Source organism: Alicycliphilus denitrificans (assembly GCF_044792555.1).
Lineage (GTDB): Bacteria > Pseudomonadota > Gammaproteobacteria > Burkholderiales > Burkholderiaceae_C > Alicycliphilus > Alicycliphilus denitrificans_A.
This window is the reverse complement of the sequence record NZ_CP126238.1, coordinates 454127-467948: the sequence shown is the minus strand read 5'-3', so window position 1 is coordinate 467948 and position 13822 is coordinate 454127. Positions and strand designations below refer to the sequence as shown.

The 13822-nt window shown below is 63.6% G+C and carries 18 protein-coding genes; 8 read left to right on the top strand and 10 right to left on the bottom strand.

The genetic code is table 11. From position 1 onward, the window contains the following. Nucleotides 1–19 precede the first annotated feature (19 nt). Nucleotides 20–466, bottom strand: coding sequence for a YybH family protein (locus P7644_RS02240; protein ID WP_404301384.1), 447 nt, complete (start codon nucleotides 464–466; stop codon nucleotides 20–22). A gap of 138 nt (nucleotides 467–604) precedes the next feature. Between P7644_RS02240 and P7644_RS02235 the strand changes: the two genes are divergently transcribed. The 6 genes from P7644_RS02235 (at nucleotide 605) to tnpC (ending at nucleotide 5187) form a co-directional block, all read left to right on the top strand. Further along, nucleotides 605–1210, top strand: coding sequence for a LemA family protein (locus P7644_RS02235; RefSeq protein WP_404301383.1), 606 nt, complete (start codon nucleotides 605–607; stop codon nucleotides 1208–1210). Between the two features lie 21 nt (nucleotides 1211–1231). After that, nucleotides 1232–2137, top strand: a complete 906-nt coding sequence (locus P7644_RS02230; protein WP_404301382.1) for a TPM domain-containing protein — start codon at nucleotides 1232–1234, stop codon at nucleotides 2135–2137. Nucleotides 2138–2165: 28 nt separating this feature from the next. After that, entirely contained in the window at nucleotides 2166–2717 is a 552-nt protein-coding gene (locus P7644_RS02225; RefSeq protein ID WP_404301381.1) for a TPM domain-containing protein, read from the top strand. A 104-nt stretch (nucleotides 2718–2821) separates the two neighbouring features. Continuing rightward, nucleotides 2822–3250 (top strand): IS66-like element accessory protein TnpA, encoded by a 429-nt coding sequence (gene tnpA, locus P7644_RS02220; RefSeq protein ID WP_404299151.1) that lies wholly within the window; start codon nucleotides 2822–2824, stop codon nucleotides 3248–3250. Nucleotides 3251–3257: 7 nt separating this feature from the next. After that, nucleotides 3258–3590: an IS66 family insertion sequence element accessory protein TnpB gene (gene tnpB, locus P7644_RS02215; protein WP_404299152.1), complete on the top strand. Its 333-nt coding sequence runs from the start codon at nucleotides 3258–3260 to the stop codon at nucleotides 3588–3590. A gap of 82 nt (nucleotides 3591–3672) precedes the next feature. Then, nucleotides 3673–5187, top strand: a complete 1515-nt coding sequence (tnpC, locus tag P7644_RS02210) for an IS66 family transposase (RefSeq protein ID WP_404299153.1) — start codon at nucleotides 3673–3675, stop codon at nucleotides 5185–5187. Between the two features lie 148 nt (nucleotides 5188–5335). On the opposite strand, the gene P7644_RS02205 is transcribed toward tnpC, so the two are convergent. From P7644_RS02205 to P7644_RS02165, 9 genes are all read right to left on the bottom strand, one after another. Then, complete coding sequence (locus P7644_RS02205; RefSeq protein WP_404301380.1) at nucleotides 5336–5752, bottom strand: F0F1 ATP synthase subunit epsilon; 417 nt, start codon at nucleotides 5750–5752, stop codon at nucleotides 5336–5338. An 84-nt stretch (nucleotides 5753–5836) separates the two neighbouring features. Continuing rightward, nucleotides 5837–7243 (bottom strand): F0F1 ATP synthase subunit beta, encoded by a 1407-nt coding sequence (gene atpD / locus P7644_RS02200; protein WP_404301379.1) that lies wholly within the window; start codon nucleotides 7241–7243, stop codon nucleotides 5837–5839. Between the two features lie 33 nt (nucleotides 7244–7276). After that, nucleotides 7277–8143 carry a F0F1 ATP synthase subunit gamma gene (gene atpG / locus P7644_RS02195; RefSeq protein ID WP_404301378.1) on the bottom strand — a complete coding sequence of 289 codons (867 nt, stop codon included), beginning with the start codon at nucleotides 8141–8143 and terminating at the stop codon, nucleotides 7277–7279. Nucleotides 8144–8161: 18 nt separating this feature from the next. Next, on the bottom strand, nucleotides 8162–9721 hold the full coding sequence (gene atpA / locus P7644_RS02190) for a F0F1 ATP synthase subunit alpha (RefSeq protein WP_404301377.1): 1560 nt from the start codon (nucleotides 9719–9721) through the stop codon (nucleotides 8162–8164). A 45-nt stretch (nucleotides 9722–9766) separates the two neighbouring features. Continuing rightward, a complete protein-coding gene (locus P7644_RS02185) occupies nucleotides 9767–10309 on the bottom strand; it encodes a F0F1 ATP synthase subunit delta (RefSeq protein ID WP_404301376.1) in 543 nt (180 codons plus the stop codon). 10 nt (nucleotides 10310–10319) lie between these two features. Beyond that, nucleotides 10320–10790: a F0F1 ATP synthase subunit B gene (locus tag P7644_RS02180; RefSeq protein WP_404301375.1), complete on the bottom strand. Its 471-nt coding sequence runs from the start codon at nucleotides 10788–10790 to the stop codon at nucleotides 10320–10322. A gap of 38 nt (nucleotides 10791–10828) precedes the next feature. Then, on the bottom strand, nucleotides 10829–11077 hold the full coding sequence (gene atpE / locus P7644_RS02175; protein ID WP_011803767.1) for a F0F1 ATP synthase subunit C: 249 nt from the start codon (nucleotides 11075–11077) through the stop codon (nucleotides 10829–10831). A 51-nt stretch (nucleotides 11078–11128) separates the two neighbouring features. Next, nucleotides 11129–11992: a F0F1 ATP synthase subunit A gene (atpB, locus tag P7644_RS02170; RefSeq protein ID WP_404301374.1), complete on the bottom strand. Its 864-nt coding sequence runs from the start codon at nucleotides 11990–11992 to the stop codon at nucleotides 11129–11131. Nucleotides 11993–12014: 22 nt separating this feature from the next. After that, nucleotides 12015–12503 (bottom strand): ATP synthase subunit I, encoded by a 489-nt coding sequence (locus tag P7644_RS02165; RefSeq protein WP_404301373.1) that lies wholly within the window; start codon nucleotides 12501–12503, stop codon nucleotides 12015–12017. Nucleotides 12504–12736: 233 nt separating this feature from the next. On the opposite strand from P7644_RS02165, the gene P7644_RS02160 reads away from it, so the two are divergent. Next, nucleotides 12737–13033 (top strand): YbeD family protein, encoded by a 297-nt coding sequence (locus P7644_RS02160; RefSeq protein WP_404301372.1) that lies wholly within the window; start codon nucleotides 12737–12739, stop codon nucleotides 13031–13033. Nucleotides 13034–13044: 11 nt separating this feature from the next. Next, nucleotides 13045–13737: a lipoyl(octanoyl) transferase LipB gene (lipB, locus tag P7644_RS02155; RefSeq protein WP_404301371.1), complete on the top strand. Its 693-nt coding sequence runs from the start codon at nucleotides 13045–13047 to the stop codon at nucleotides 13735–13737. Nucleotides 13738–13822 lie beyond the last annotated feature (85 nt).

The following is a 13822-nucleotide window of genomic DNA, read 5'->3' as shown; positions in this document are numbered from 1 at the left end:
CCGCATTGCTGCATGCGGGTCAATGCAGCATATGCGCGGCGGGCGTTGGTGCGGGCGTATCACGCATCTCTGCGGCACTCGCGTGGTGTGCCACCAGGCGCCAGCCCTTGGGAGTCTTGTGATAGACATTGGTGGCCTGGACCACGGTCTCGCGCACTCCGTCAGGCAGCACGATGCGCACCTGCTCTTGCACGCTATGAACGCTGCTGGCCAGCGCCTGCACGCGCACCTCCTGTGCCGGGCGCACCTGCAGGCCCCCGCGCTCCAGCATGGCCGTGTAGGCCGCGCGGATCGCCACCGGCCCCAGCAGGCGTGCACCGCCGGGGTGTACGCAGACAATCTCATCCTCATCGGCCCAGCAGGCCATCACACGCTCTATATCGCCCTGCTGCAGGGCAGCGTAGAAAGCGGCTTCAAGTTCATCGGGACTGCCGGCAAGAACGGCACGCAAGGAAGAGCGGGTCATGACGAAATGCGGTAGCTGCGATCAAGCTGCCATTGTCAGCACCCAAGCCTCGCCTGTCACGGAGCGATGCAATGCATGCACAATGCCGGCTATGCACGGCACATGCCCTTGCTCCACCATTGCAATGCCCCGCACACCATGAAACGCCTCATCGCCACCCTCGCCGCCGCACTGCTTTTGTCGGGCTGTGGCTACAACGACTTCCAGCGCCTGGACGAGCAATCCAAGGCCGCATGGAGCGAGGTGCTCAACCAGTACCAGCGCCGCGCCGACCTGGTGCCCAACATCGTCGCCTCCGTGAAGGGCGAGGCCGCCTTCGAGCAGGAGACGCTGACACGCGTGGTCGAGGCGCGCGCCAAGGCCACCTCGATTCAGGTCACGCCCGAGACCTTGAACAATCCCGAGGCATTCAACAAATTCCAGCAGGCCCAGGGCGAGCTGTCCAGCGCGCTGTCGCGCCTGATGGTGGTGGCCGAGCGCTATCCCCAGCTGCAGGCCAACCAGGGTTTCCGCGATCTGCGCGTGACGCTGGAAGGCACGGAAAACCGCATCACCGTGGCACGCAACCGCTATATCCAGTCGGTGCAGGAGTACAACGTGCTCGCGCGCAGCTTCCCCACCAATGTCACGGCCATGGTGTTCAGCTATGCGCCCAAGCCCAGCTTCACGGTACAGAACGAAGCCGAGATCAGCACCCCGCCCAAGGTCGACTTTTCCAGCCCCGCACCGGCCGCCAAGCCCTGATACTTTTATTTTGATGAAAATATGCCTCTAGCGCCTGCTATTCAAGCGCTAATAGCTATATTTTTAATAGCTATCGGCATGCCTTCGGCAGGAGCTCAGCCACTGCGCGACATCCCGGCTCTGAGCGCCCGCGTCATCGACGAAACCGGCACGCTCAGCGACGCCCAGCGGCAGTCACTGGACGCACGGCTGGCCGCCATAGAGCAGCAGCATGGCTCGCAGGTGGTGCTGCTGATGGTGCCCAGCACCGCCCCCGAGGACATTGCAAGCTTTGCCAACCGCGTGGGCAATGCCTGGAAGATCGGGCGCAAACAGGTGGGCGACGGCGTGCTGGTGGTCGTGGCCAAGGACGACAGGCGCATGCGCATCGAGGTCGCCAAGGCATTGGAAGGCGCCATCCCCGACATTGCCGCCGCGCGCATCATCGATGATGCGATGAAGCCGCGCTTTCGCACGGGGGACTTTGCCGGCGGCCTGGACGCGGCCGTGCAGCAGATAGGCGCGCGCATCGCCGGCGAAGGCCTGCCGCTGCCCCAGGGCGCCAATCAAGGGCGCGGTACGCCGCAGCTGGACGACACGAATTGGACCGATCTGGCCATCTTCCTGTTCTTCGGCGTCATGGTCGCCGGCCCCATGGTCCGGCGCTTGTTCGGCCAGCGCCTGGGCGGTTTCGTCATGGGCACTGCTGCGGGCGTGCTGGCCTTTGTCCTCACCTCCAGCCTGCTGTTGGCCGGCGGCGCGGCGCTCGCAGCGCTGCTCTACACCTGGATCTTCGCCGGCCGCAGCATGCCCGCCATAGGCCATGGCGGCATCCGCAGTGGCGGTCGCGGCGGCTGGGGAAGCGATTCCGGCGGCGGTTTTGGCGGCGGTTTCGGCTCCGGCGGCGGTGGGGATTTTGGCGGTGGCGGCGCCTCCGGCGACTGGTAGGCGGGGCACAAGGGGCATCACAATCACCATGATTTCATCCACGCCACATACACCACCCTCTGCCTTGCGCGGTCTGGCGCGCCTGCTGCGCCATCGCTGGGCCGATGGCGGGCTGCACCAGACGCTGCCGCCCGACATGCTGCAGCGGCTCGGGCAGCGCATCACGGCCAGCGAGCGACGCCACACGGGCCAGATTCGTATCTGCGTGGAAGGCGGCCTGCCCCTGTCCTACATCTGGCGTGGCGCCGGCGCACGCGAACGTGCCATCACGCAGTTCGGCAAGCTGCGTGTGTGGGACACGGAATACAACAACGGCGTGCTGATCTATCTGCTGCTGGCCGAGCATGCCATCGAGATCGTCGCTGATCGCGGTCTCACCTCATATGTTGCCCCCGCCACCTGGCACACGCTGGTGACGCAGATGCGCGCAGCCTTTCGCGCCGGGCGCTATGAGGATGGATTGACGCAGGCGCTTTCCGAGGTGTCCGCTCTACTGGTCAGGTACTTTCCGCGGGATGCGGCGCAGGACTCTGGCGACAGGGGCAATGAACTGCCGGACGCTCCCGTGGTCGCGCCCTGAAGCCGTGCGGCCTGCCCGCCATGGGTATGCGGCTGGCGAACCCATCTTGAATGAGGTGGTAAGGCTGAGCAAGATCGTGTGCACGCAACATTGGCGTGGACACGATGCTCAAAGACCCTCAGACCCCGCGCTATGCGCAGCGGCGTACGCACCGCACCTACACCCCGCAATTCAAGGCCGAGCTGGTGGCTGCCTGCCGACAGCCAGGCGCATCGGTCGCGGCGGTGGCCCTGCAACATGGCATGAACGCCAACGTGCTACACCGCTGGCTCAAGGAATGGGCGCAGGGACTTCACCGTCTTGAAGTTGGCGTCAGCACTGCGGTCGTTGCTTCCCAACCCCCGGCCTTTATCCCCATCGACCTGAGCGCAGTACCGCAGGCGTCTGCTGGTGAGCTACCATCCGCGTCCTTGCCAACGCCAGCGGATGGCATCCGCATCGAATGCCAGCGCCCCGGCATGTCCGTGACCGTGCACTGGCCCTTATCCGCTGCGACCGAGTGCGCCCAGATGCTGCGCGAATTACTGCGGTGATTCGCACATGATCAGGATCGACGCGGCCTGGCTGGCCACCACCCCGCTGGACATGCGCGCGGGCACCGACACCGCCCTGGCGCGGGTGATCGCCACCTTCGGCGCGGCCCAGCCACATCATGCGTACGTCTTCGCCAACCAGCGCGCCAACCGCCTGAAAGTCCTGGTACATGACGGCGTGGGACTGTGGCTGGCCGCGCGCCGGCTGCACCAGGGCAAGTTTGTCTGGGCACCTGCGGGCAGTCCGAACGTGGCGTTGGAACACGCCCAGCTCAACGCCCTGGTGCTGGGCCTGCCCTGGCAGCGTGTGGGCTCGCAAGGTGCCATCACCGTGGTCTGAATCGTCGGCGTAAGGGCGTGGCCGTGGCAATCGGGAGATGCGTCAATGGCTGGACCCAGGGTGAGCGGGCACACTGCCAGCCATGGTGATCGACGAGCAAGCCCTGAGCGAGCTGGACGCAGAGCAACTGCGCGAAGTGACCCAGCGCCTGCTGGCCGAACTGCGTCACCAGCGCGCGCTCAACGAGAAGCTCACCTATGAGTGCGCGCTGCTCAAGCGGCTGAAGTTCGCCGCCCAATCCGAGCGGCACAGCGCCGATCAGAGGAGCCTGCTGGAAGACGAGATCGATGCCGACCTGGCGGCGGTCGCCGTCGAGATTGAGCAACTCCAGCCGCTTGCGGCTGCGCCCGAAGCCAAGCAACAGCCCAAACGCCAGAGCCTGCCTGCCCACCTGCCGCGCCGCGAGATCCGCCACGAGCCTGAGTCGACCACCTGCGCCTGCGGCTGCCAAATGAAGCGCATCGGCGAAGACGTGGCCGAGAAGCTGGACTACGTGCCGGGCGTGTTCACCGTGGAGCGCTACATCCGTGGCAAGTGGGCGTGCACCCAGTGCGAAACCATCACCCAGGCGCCGGTCGAGGCCCATGTGATCGATAAAGGCATCCCGACTGCCGGCCTGCTGGCCCAGGTGCTGGTGGCCAAGTACCAGGATCACCAGCCCTTGTACCGGCAGGAGAACATCTTTGGTCGCGCCGGTCTGGCGATTCCAAGATCCACCCTGGCGCAGTGGGTGGGCACCTGCGGTGCGCGGCTGCAACCGCTGGTCGATGCCCTGAAGGCCGAGGTGCTCGGCCACCGGGTGTTGCACGGTGATGAGACCCCGGTGGCCATGCTCAAGCCGGGCAACGGTAAAACGCACCGGGCCTACCTGTGGGCCTATGCCCCGGGAGCGTTTGAAGCCACGCGGGCCGTGGTCTATGACTTCTGCGAGTCCCGCGCCGGAGAACACGCCCGCGCCTTCCTGGGTGAGTGGCGCGGCAGCCTGATCTGTGACGACTATGCCGGCTACAAGGCCAGCTTTAGCCAGGGCGTGACCGAAGCCGGTTGCCTGGCACACGCCCGGCGCAAGTTCTTCGACCTGCACGCGGCGGGCAAGAGCGAGATCGCCGAATTGGCCCTGGCGCAGTTCGCCCGGGTCTATGAGATCGAACGGCAAGTTCAGCCCCTGGCGGCACCAGAGCGGCTGCAGGTGCGCCAGCAGCACAGTCGGCCCATTCTGGACGCGTTGCACCAGTGGATGGTGCTGCAACGCCAGCAGGTGGCGGGCAACTCGGCGACGGCCAAGGCGCTGGACTACAGCCTCAAGCGATGGGCTGCGCTCACGCGCTTCGTTGATGACCCGCAGCTGCCGCCGGACAACAATTGGATCGAAAACCAGATCAGGCCTGTGGCCCTGGGGCGCTCGAATTGGTTATTCGCAGGAAGCCTGCGCGCGGGCCAGCGGGCGGCCGCCGTGATGAGCCTGATCCAGTCAGCGCGCATGAACGGGCACGACCCATATGCCTATCTCAAGGATGTGCTGACCCGGCTGCCCACGCACAAGGCCAGCCGGATTGAAGAACTGCTGCCGCATCGCTGGCAACCCATCGACATCTGATCATCAGCCATGGCCGCCAGCGGCGGTCAACATGGGTTTGCCGCGCGCTTACCGCCATGGAGCGATGGGGATACCCCTAACTCCAAAAAAAAGGAACGCGACAAGCGTTCCTCTAGGTTTGGTGGCAAGGCCTTGGCGCCCTGGCGCCTCAGTGCTTCTGGCGGAACTTGCGCAGCGCCGCGATCTGCGCGGCCATGATGGCAAGTTCAGACTGGGCGCGTGCCAAATCGATCTCACTCTTGGCGTTCTTCAGCGCTTCTTCAGCGGCAGCCTTGGCCTCTTGTGCCTTCTGGTCGTCCAGGTCACGGCCGCGAATGGCCGTATCGGACAGCACGGTCACGCAGTTGGGCTGCACTTCCAGAATGCCACCGGCCACGAAAACAAACTCTTCGTTGCCGTCGGGCAGTTCGATACGCACCGAACCTGGCTTGATACGGGTGATAAGCGGTGTGTGGCGTGGATAAATACCCAATTCGCCCGCCTCGCCCGGCAGCGCAACAAAGCGCGCTTCGCCGGAGAAGATGGACTCTTCGGCGCTGACCACATCGACGTGGATGGTGTTCATGAAAACTCCTTGGGTTGAGCGTTTTGCGTCTGGCGTTGAGTGCAGGTCACGCTGAACCCTCAACACTCAACGCTCAACCTCATATCACGCCAGCTTCTTGGCCTTCTCGAAGGCTTCGTCGATGGTGCCAACCATGTAGAAGGCCTGCTCGGGCAGGTGATCGCACTCGCCGGCGACGATCATCTTGAAGCCACGGATGGTCTCCGACAAGGGGACGTACTTGCCGGGCGAACCCGTAAACACTTCGGCCACGTGGAAGGGCTGCGACAGGAAGCGCTGGATCTTGCGCGCGCGGGCCACGGTGAGCTTGTCCTCGGGGGCCAGCTCGTCCATGCCCAGAATGGCGATGATGTCGCGCAGTTCCTTGTAGCGCTGCAACGTGCCCTGCACCTGGCGGGCGACGTTGTAGTGCTCCTCGCCCACCACATGGGGGTCGAGCTGGCGGCTGGTGGAGTCCAGCGGATCGACTGCGGGGTAGATACCCAGGGCGGCGATGTCACGCGACAGCACCACGGTGGAATCCAAGTGGGCGAAGGTTGTCGCGGGCGAAGGGTCGGTCAAGTCGTCGGCAGGCACGTACACGGCCTGGATCGAGGTGATCGAACCCACCTTGGTGGAGGTAATACGCTCTTGCAGGCGGCCCATTTCCTCGGCCAGCGTCGGCTGATAGCCCACGGCGGAAGGCATGCGGCCCAGCAGGGCGGACACTTCGGTGCCGGCCAGGGTGTAGCGGTAAATGTTATCCACGAAGAACAGCACGTCACGGCCTTCGTCGCGGAAGGACTCGGCGATGGTCAGTCCGGTCAGGGCCACGCGCAGGCGGTTGCCCGGAGGCTCGTTCATCTGGCCGTAGACCATGGCCACCTTGGACTGGCTCAGGTCTTCCTGCACCACGACCTTGGAGTCCGACATTTCATGATAGAAGTCGTTGCCCTCGCGGGTACGCTCACCCACGCCGGCGAACACGGACAGACCCGAGTGCGCCTTGGCGATGTTGTTGATGAGCTCCATCATGTTCACGGTCTTGCCCACGCCGGCGCCGCCGAACAGGCCGACCTTGCCGCCCTTGGCGAACGGGCACACCAGGTCGATCACCTTGATGCCGGTTTCCAGCAGTTCCTGCGACGGCGACAGTTCGTCGTACGCCGGAGCCTTGCGGTGGATGGAGGCGGTGAGCTCCTGGCTGACCGGGCCGCGCTCGTCGATGGGGTTGCCCAGCACGTCCATGATGCGGCCCAGGGTGGCCTTGCCCACGGGCACGGTGATGGGGTTGCCGGTGTTGGTCACCATGATGCCGCGCTTCAGACCGTCGGACGAGCCGAGGGCAATGGTACGCACGATGCCGTCGCCCAGCTGCTGCTGCACTTCCAGCGTCAGGGCCGAGCCTTCGAGCTTGAGGGCGTCGTAGACCTTGGGCATCTGGTCACGCGGGAACTCCACGTCCACCACGGCGCCGATACATTGAACAATCTTGCCTTGCACTTGAGCCATTTGTTTGCTCCAAAAATTTAAACCGGGTCGGCGTTAAACGGCCGCGGCCCCTGCGACGATCTCCGAAAGTTCCTTCGTGATCGCGGCCTGGCGCGTCTTGTTGTAGACCAGCTTGAGCTCGTTGATGACGTTGCCCGCATTGTCGGTAGCGGCCTTCATGGCCACCATGCGCGCCGACTGCTCCGAGGCCATGTTCTCGGCCACAGCCTGATAGATCAGCGACTCGACATAGCGCACCAACAGCTCATCAATCACGCTTTGCGCGTCGGGCTCATAGATGTAGTCCCACCCGTGGCCGGACTTGTCGGCCTGCAGCTGCTCGGAGGACAGGGGCAGCAACTGCTCCACCACCGATTCCTGCTTCATGGTATTGATGAACTTGGTGTACGCGAGGTACACCACGTTGATCTTGCCTTCGGCATATGCGTCCAGCAGCACCTTGACGGGGCCAATGAGCTTGTCGAGATGCGGCGTGTCACCCAGGCCGACAGACTGCGCCACGACCTTGGCACCAACGCGGTTGAGAAAGCCCAATCCCTTGTTGCCGATGGCCACGGCCTGCGTTTGCATGCCAGCGGCCTGCAGGTCACGCAGCTTGGTGGTGACGGCACGCAGCACGTTGGTGTTCATGCCGCCGCACAGACCCTTGTCTGTCGTCACCACGATGACGCCGGCCGTTTTTGCATCGTTCACCTTCATGAAGGGGTGAACATACTCGGGGTTGGCCTGACCGAGATGAGCCGCGATATTGCGGACCTTCTCGGCATAGGGACGGGCGGCGCGCATGCGATCCTGCGCCTTGCGCATCTTGGACGCGGCCACCATTTCCATGGCCTTGGTGATCTTCTTGGTGTTTTCCACCGATTTGATCTTGCCGCGTATTTCCTTGCCTGCTGCCATGTCGGTTCCTCGTCCGGGTTAAACGAAGGACTTCTTGAACGCGGTAATGGCTTGCGTCAGTTCGGCCTCGTCCTTGCCCTCCTTGTCGAAGGCGCGGTTGGCTTCCAGGCGCTCCAGCAAGGCAGCGTGGCTGGTCTTGAGAAACTGGTGCAGGCCGGATTCGAAGGACAGCACCTTCTTCACGTCCACGTCGTCCAGGAAGCCCTTATTCACCGCAAACAGCGAGGCGGCCATCAGGCTGATGGGCAGCGGGCTGTATTGCGGCTGCTTGAGCAGTTCGGTCACGCGTGCACCGCGATCGAGCTGCTTGCGGGTGGCCTCGTCCAGGTCGGAGGCGAACTGCGCAAACGCTGCCAGCTCACGGTACTGCGCCAGGTCGGTACGGATACCGCCGGACAGGCCCTTGATCAGTTTGGTCTGGGCGGCGCCACCGACGCGCGACACCGAGATACCGGCGTTGATGGCGGGGCGGATACCGGCGTTGAACAGACTGGTTTCCAGGAAGATCTGGCCGTCGGTGATCGAAATCACGTTGGTCGGCACGAAGGCGGACACGTCGCCGGCCTGGGTTTCGATCACCGGCAGGGCCGTCAGCGAACCGGTCTTGCCCTTGACCTCACCCTTGGTGAAGGCTTCGACGTAGTCGGCGTTCACACGTGCAGCGCGCTCCAGCAGGCGGCTGTGGAGATAGAACACGTCGCCGGGGAAGGCTTCGCGGCCCGGCGGGCGGCGCAGCAGCAACGACACCTGGCGGTAAGCCACGGCCTGCTTGGACAGGTCGTCGTAGACGATCAGCGCATCCTGGCCGCGGTCGCGGAAGTATTCGCCCATGGTGCAGCCGGAATAGGCCGACACATACTGCATCGCAGCAGATTCGGAGGCCGAGGCGGCTACCACGATGGTGTAGTCCATGGCGCCGGCCTGCTCCAGCGAGCGCACCACGTTCTTGATCGACGAAGCCTTCTGGCCGATGGCAACGTAGATACAGGTCACGCCCTGGCCCTTCTGGGCAATGATGGCGTCGATGGCCACGGCGGTCTTGCCGGTCTGGCGGTCACCGATGATCAGCTCGCGCTGGCCGCGGCCCACGGGAACCATGGAGTCGATGGACTTCTGGCCGGTGGCCAGCGGCTGGTCCACGGACTGGCGTGCGATCACGCCGGGAGCGACCTTCTCGATCACGTCCGTCATCTTGGCATTGATCGGACCCTTGCCGTCGATCGGCTGGCCCAGGGCGTTGACCACGCGGCCCACCAGTTCGGGGCCCACCGGCACTTCCAGAATGCGGCCCGTGCACTTGACGGTGTCGCCTTCGGAGATGTGCTCGTAGGCCCCCAGAATCACGGCGCCCACGGAGTCGCGCTCCAGGTTCAGCGCCAGGCCGAAGCTGGGCTGGCCGTCCGCGTCGGCGGGGAATTCCAGCATTTCACCTTGCATCACGTCCGACAGGCCATGGATGCGCACGATACCGTCGGTCACGGACACCACGGTGCCCTGGTTGCGGATGTCGCTGCTGGCTGCCAGCCCTTCGATGCGGCTCTTGATCAGTTCAGAAATTTCTGCGGGATTGAGTTGCATGACTCTTTCCTTCTTTCTTTAATAAGCCCAGACCTCACCACCCGATCAGGCAATGAGGGCCGCTTTCATTTGTTCCAGACGTGCCTTGACGGAAGTGTCGAGCACCTCGTCGCCCACCACCACGCGCACGCCGCCGATCAGGGACTCATCCGTCTGCACGGTGAGGTTGAGCGTGCGGCCGAAGCGCTTTTGCAGCGTGGCACTAAGCTCGGTCAGGGCATTGGCATCCAGGGGGAAGGCGCTGTAGACGACGGCATCCGAAGATCCGTTGCCTTGATTCACCAGCGCGCGGAACTGTGCCGCGATCTCGGGCAGCACCTGCACACGACCGTTGTCGATCAGGGTGCGCAGGAAGTTGTGCGCCATGTCCGGCAAAGCCGCACGGGCCACCCCAGTGATAAGCGCAAACAACTGTTCGGCCGACACCTTGGGATTGTCCAGCAACTGACGCAATTGGGGATTGGCGGCAATCGCCGCCAGCTCGTCCACCCAGGCTGCGGAGCCGCCAAGATCGACACCGGCTTTGCCGGTGCAGGCCTTGTACAGCGCCTCGGCGTAAGGGCGGGCAATGGTGGCGAGTTCTGCCATGTTGCGTTCCTTACAGCTCGGTCTTGAGGCGATTGAGCAGATCGGCATGCACGCCGGCGTTGACTTCCTTGCGGAGAATCTGCTCGGCACCCTTGACAGCCAGTGCGGCCACCTGCTCACGCAGGGCCTCACGTGCGGCCATGGCCTGCTGCTCGGCCTCGGCACGGGCGGCAGCGACGATCTTGTTGCCTTCGTCGGTGGCGCGCGCCTTGGCCTCTTCGATGATGGCCTGGGCGCGGCGCTCGGCGTCAGCCAGGCGGGTCGCGGTTTCGTTGCTGGCGGCGGCCAGTTCCTGCTTCACGCGCTGGTCTGCAGCGGCGAGCTCGGTCTTGGCACGATCGGCAGCGGCGAGACCATCGGCGATTTTCTGGGCTCGCTCATCCAGAGCCTTCGCGATCGGGGGCCACACGAAGGTCATCGTGAACCACACCAGAATCAGAAAGACTATGGCCTGAACGAACAGGGTCGCGTTGATACTCACGGCAACACCTTTCTATTCGTTGGCGTTGATCGGAGCGCTCAGGCCAGGACGAAGGGGTTGGCGAAGGCGAACAGCAGCGCGATGGCCACACCGATCAGGAAGGCCGCGTCGATCAGACCGGCCAAGATGAACATCTTGGTTTGCAGCTCGTTGATCAGCTCAGGCTGGCGAGCCGACGATTCCAGGAACTTGCCGCCCATCAGAGCGATACCGATCGAGGCGCCGATGGCACCGAGACCAACGATCAGACCGCAAGCCAGAGCGACGAGGCCGAGAATGTTTTCCATGATGACTCCTAGGATGAAAAGAAAGAAAGGTTGAGAAAGGAAAGGAAAAGCTCAGTGAGCGTCATGCGCCTGGCCGAGGTAAATCAGCGCCAGCATCATGAAAATGAAGGCCTGCAGGGTGATGATCAGAATGTGAAAGATCGCCCAGATAGAGCCCGCAATGATGTGCCCCAGAGGGAGCAACACACCAGAGAGCGACATGGCAGCCGCGCCGCCCATCAGGGCGATCAGCATGAACACCAACTCACCAGCGTACATGTTGCCAAACAGTCGCATGCCATGCGAGACCGTCTTGGCAAGGTATTCGATGACCTGCATGGCGAAATTCACCACGCCGAGGATGGCTGCGAACAGCGGGTTCTTGCTGGTGCCGAACGGCGCCGTGAACAGCTCGTGAATCCAGCCGCCCAGGCCCTTGATCTTGATGCTGTAATAAAAGCACAGCAACAGCACGGCAGAGGACAAGCCCAGCGTGGTGGACAGGTCGGCCGTGGGAACCACACGCAGATAGGCATGGTGATCGCCCGTGGCGCCCTGCCACAGCACGGGCAGCAGATCGACGGGCAGCATGTCCATGGCGTTCATCAGGAAAATCCAGACGAACACGGTGAGCGCCAGCGGGGCAATGAACTTGCGGCTCTGGGCATTGTGGATGTTGGCCTTGGCCTGGTTATCCACCATTTCGACCATGATCTCGACAGCAGCCTGGAAACGCCCTGGCACGCCCGAACTGGCCTTGCGCGCAGCAGACCAGAAGACCAGCAGCATCAGCACGCCAAGCAGCACACTGACGGCGATGGAATCGAGGTTGACCACCGAAAAGTCAACGATGAAACCCTGCTTGACGTTCTGCAGATGCTGCAGGTGGTGAACGATGTATTCACTGGCGGTCGGTGCATTCGCTTCTGCGGCCATCGGACAACTCTTCTCTCAAATATCAATCGGTTCGTCGGACACCGGGCCGCGCCAGCAGCGCGATCCAGTACGTTTTCATGACTACTACCATGCCGGCCAGCAACGCTAGCCAACTAAGCCCCGGCACCAGCCTGGGCGCCGCCACCAGCATGGCGACGGTCAAAGCAATCTTCACCAGCTCCCAGCCGAAGAGACCCACCATGGCCGCCCCGGCGGATGAGCGCGAACGCGACACGCCACGCGCAAACAGCGCCGCAGGCAATACCACGGATAAGGCCCCATACCCAGCAGACCAGGCCACTTGCGGGCGCCCCGTCAGCCACCAGGCCAGCAGCGCCACCAGCACACCCATCACCGCCTGAATGGCGACAATGCGCCAGACCGACAGCGGAACTTGGCGCTTGCGCCACTCCTGAGCCTGCCGCGCAGTCAGGGGCTTGAAGTCGGAATCTTCAGCCTCAGATTCAGCCTCAGAGGCGGTTGATTTCTCGCGGGTGGATTCCTGCGCCACGGACCAGAACTCTCACAAAGCTCTTCATTATAGGTAAAAACCCCGCCTATTCCACAATGGCGTCGCCGACAGCACGCGAAACCGAGGTGCCGCAGTGCGAGTGTGGCGTCACACCAACGACCGCCGCCGCACACCGCCAGAATCATCGCGCCGGACATGCCGCGGCATCCGCATGACCTAACCACTGCTCCACCTGCTGCCAGCCGCCCTCGCACACCCCAGAAAGCCACACCATGACAACACCAACCGACAAGCCCACCGCCGACCCTCGCAAAGACTCCTTGATCGAATATCCATCGCGCTTTCCCATCAAGGTCATGGGCGCCAATGTGAATGGCTTTGTGCATGCGGTCACGGAGGTGGCGCGCCGCTTCGACCCGGAGTTTGACGCCTCCACCATCGAACTGCGCGACAGCCGCGCGGGCAACTACCTGGGCGTGACCATCACCGTCACCGCCACCAGCCGCGAGCAGCTCGACGGCCTGTACCACGCCCTGTCTGCGCACCCCATGGTCAAGGTTGTGCTGTGAGCCGCTCTGCCATGCAACTGCGCACCCTTGGCCGCGTGGACTATAGCGAGACCCTTGGCGCCATGCAGCGCTTTACCGAGGAGCGCGACAGCGACACCCTGGATGAGCTATGGATATGCGAGCATCCAGCGGTTTATACACAAGGCTTTGCTGGCAAAAACAATCACATACTGGCAGCTGGCACCATCCCTGTAGTGGCCACCAACCGTGGCGGCCAGGTCACCTACCACGGCCCCGGCCAGGTGCTGGCCTACCCGCTTGTCGACCTGCAGCGCGCCGGCTACTACGTCAAGGAATATGTCTACCGGCTCGAAGAAGCCGTGATCCGCACTCTGGCCCACTATGGCGTCACCGGTCACCGCGTGGATGGAGCGCCCGGCATCTATGTGCGCCTGAACGACCCTGGCGGCCACGCCATGCTGGCGCAGCGTCCACAAAGACGCGGCGCGGACGGCAAGCGCCCCGAACCCATATTCACCGGCCTGGGCAAGATCGCCGCGCTCGGCATCAAGGTTTCGCGCCACTGCACCTACCACGGCCTGGCGTTAAACGTGGCCATGGATCTGGAGCCCTATTCCCGCATCAACCCTTGTGGCTACGCAGGGCTGCAGACGGTGGACTTGCGCACGGTCGGCGTGCACACGACCTGGGACGACGTGGCGAGCGTGCTGGGCCAGCAGCTGGCCATCCGTCTCGCGCCCTGACATGGATTGCCGGTCCTCTGGGCTTGCGCCTGCCGTAGGCGAGAGCGATGGGCAAAGCCATTCACCAAAATTAAAGAGAAATAGG

What these genes read in the sequence shown, in the direction of transcription:
- P7644_RS02240 (WP_404301384.1), bottom strand. Translation starts at nt 466, where the DNA reads ATGACCCGCTCTTCCTTGCGTGCCGTTCTTGCCGGCAGTCCCGATGAA.
- P7644_RS02235 (WP_404301383.1), top strand. Translation starts at nt 605, where the DNA reads ATGAAACGCCTCATCGCCACCCTCGCCGCCGCACTGCTTTTGTCGGGC.
- P7644_RS02230 (WP_404301382.1), top strand. Translation starts at nt 1,232, where the DNA reads ATGCCTCTAGCGCCTGCTATTCAAGCGCTAATAGCTATATTTTTAATA.
- P7644_RS02225 (WP_404301381.1), top strand. Translation starts at nt 2,166, where the DNA reads ATGATTTCATCCACGCCACATACACCACCCTCTGCCTTGCGCGGTCTG.
- tnpA (WP_404299151.1), top strand. Translation starts at nt 2,822, where the DNA reads ATGCTCAAAGACCCTCAGACCCCGCGCTATGCGCAGCGGCGTACGCAC.
- tnpB (WP_404299152.1), top strand. Translation starts at nt 3,258, where the DNA reads ATGATCAGGATCGACGCGGCCTGGCTGGCCACCACCCCGCTGGACATG.
- tnpC (WP_404299153.1), top strand. Translation starts at nt 3,673, where the DNA reads ATGGTGATCGACGAGCAAGCCCTGAGCGAGCTGGACGCAGAGCAACTG.
- P7644_RS02205 (WP_404301380.1), bottom strand. Translation starts at nt 5,752, where the DNA reads ATGAACACCATCCACGTCGATGTGGTCAGCGCCGAAGAGTCCATCTTC.
- atpD (WP_404301379.1), bottom strand. Translation starts at nt 7,243, where the DNA reads ATGGCTCAAGTGCAAGGCAAGATTGTTCAATGTATCGGCGCCGTGGTG.
- atpG (WP_404301378.1), bottom strand. Translation starts at nt 8,143, where the DNA reads ATGGCAGCAGGCAAGGAAATACGCGGCAAGATCAAATCGGTGGAAAAC.
- atpA (WP_404301377.1), bottom strand. Translation starts at nt 9,721, where the DNA reads ATGCAACTCAATCCCGCAGAAATTTCTGAACTGATCAAGAGCCGCATC.
- P7644_RS02185 (WP_404301376.1), bottom strand. Translation starts at nt 10,309, where the DNA reads ATGGCAGAACTCGCCACCATTGCCCGCCCTTACGCCGAGGCGCTGTAC.
- atpE (WP_011803767.1), bottom strand. Translation starts at nt 11,077, where the DNA reads ATGGAAAACATTCTCGGCCTCGTCGCTCTGGCTTGCGGTCTGATCGTT.
- atpB (WP_404301374.1), bottom strand. Translation starts at nt 11,992, where the DNA reads ATGGCCGCAGAAGCGAATGCACCGACCGCCAGTGAATACATCGTTCAC.
- P7644_RS02160 (WP_404301372.1), top strand. Translation starts at nt 12,737, where the DNA reads ATGACAACACCAACCGACAAGCCCACCGCCGACCCTCGCAAAGACTCC.
- lipB (WP_404301371.1), top strand. Translation starts at nt 13,045, where the DNA reads ATGCAACTGCGCACCCTTGGCCGCGTGGACTATAGCGAGACCCTTGGC.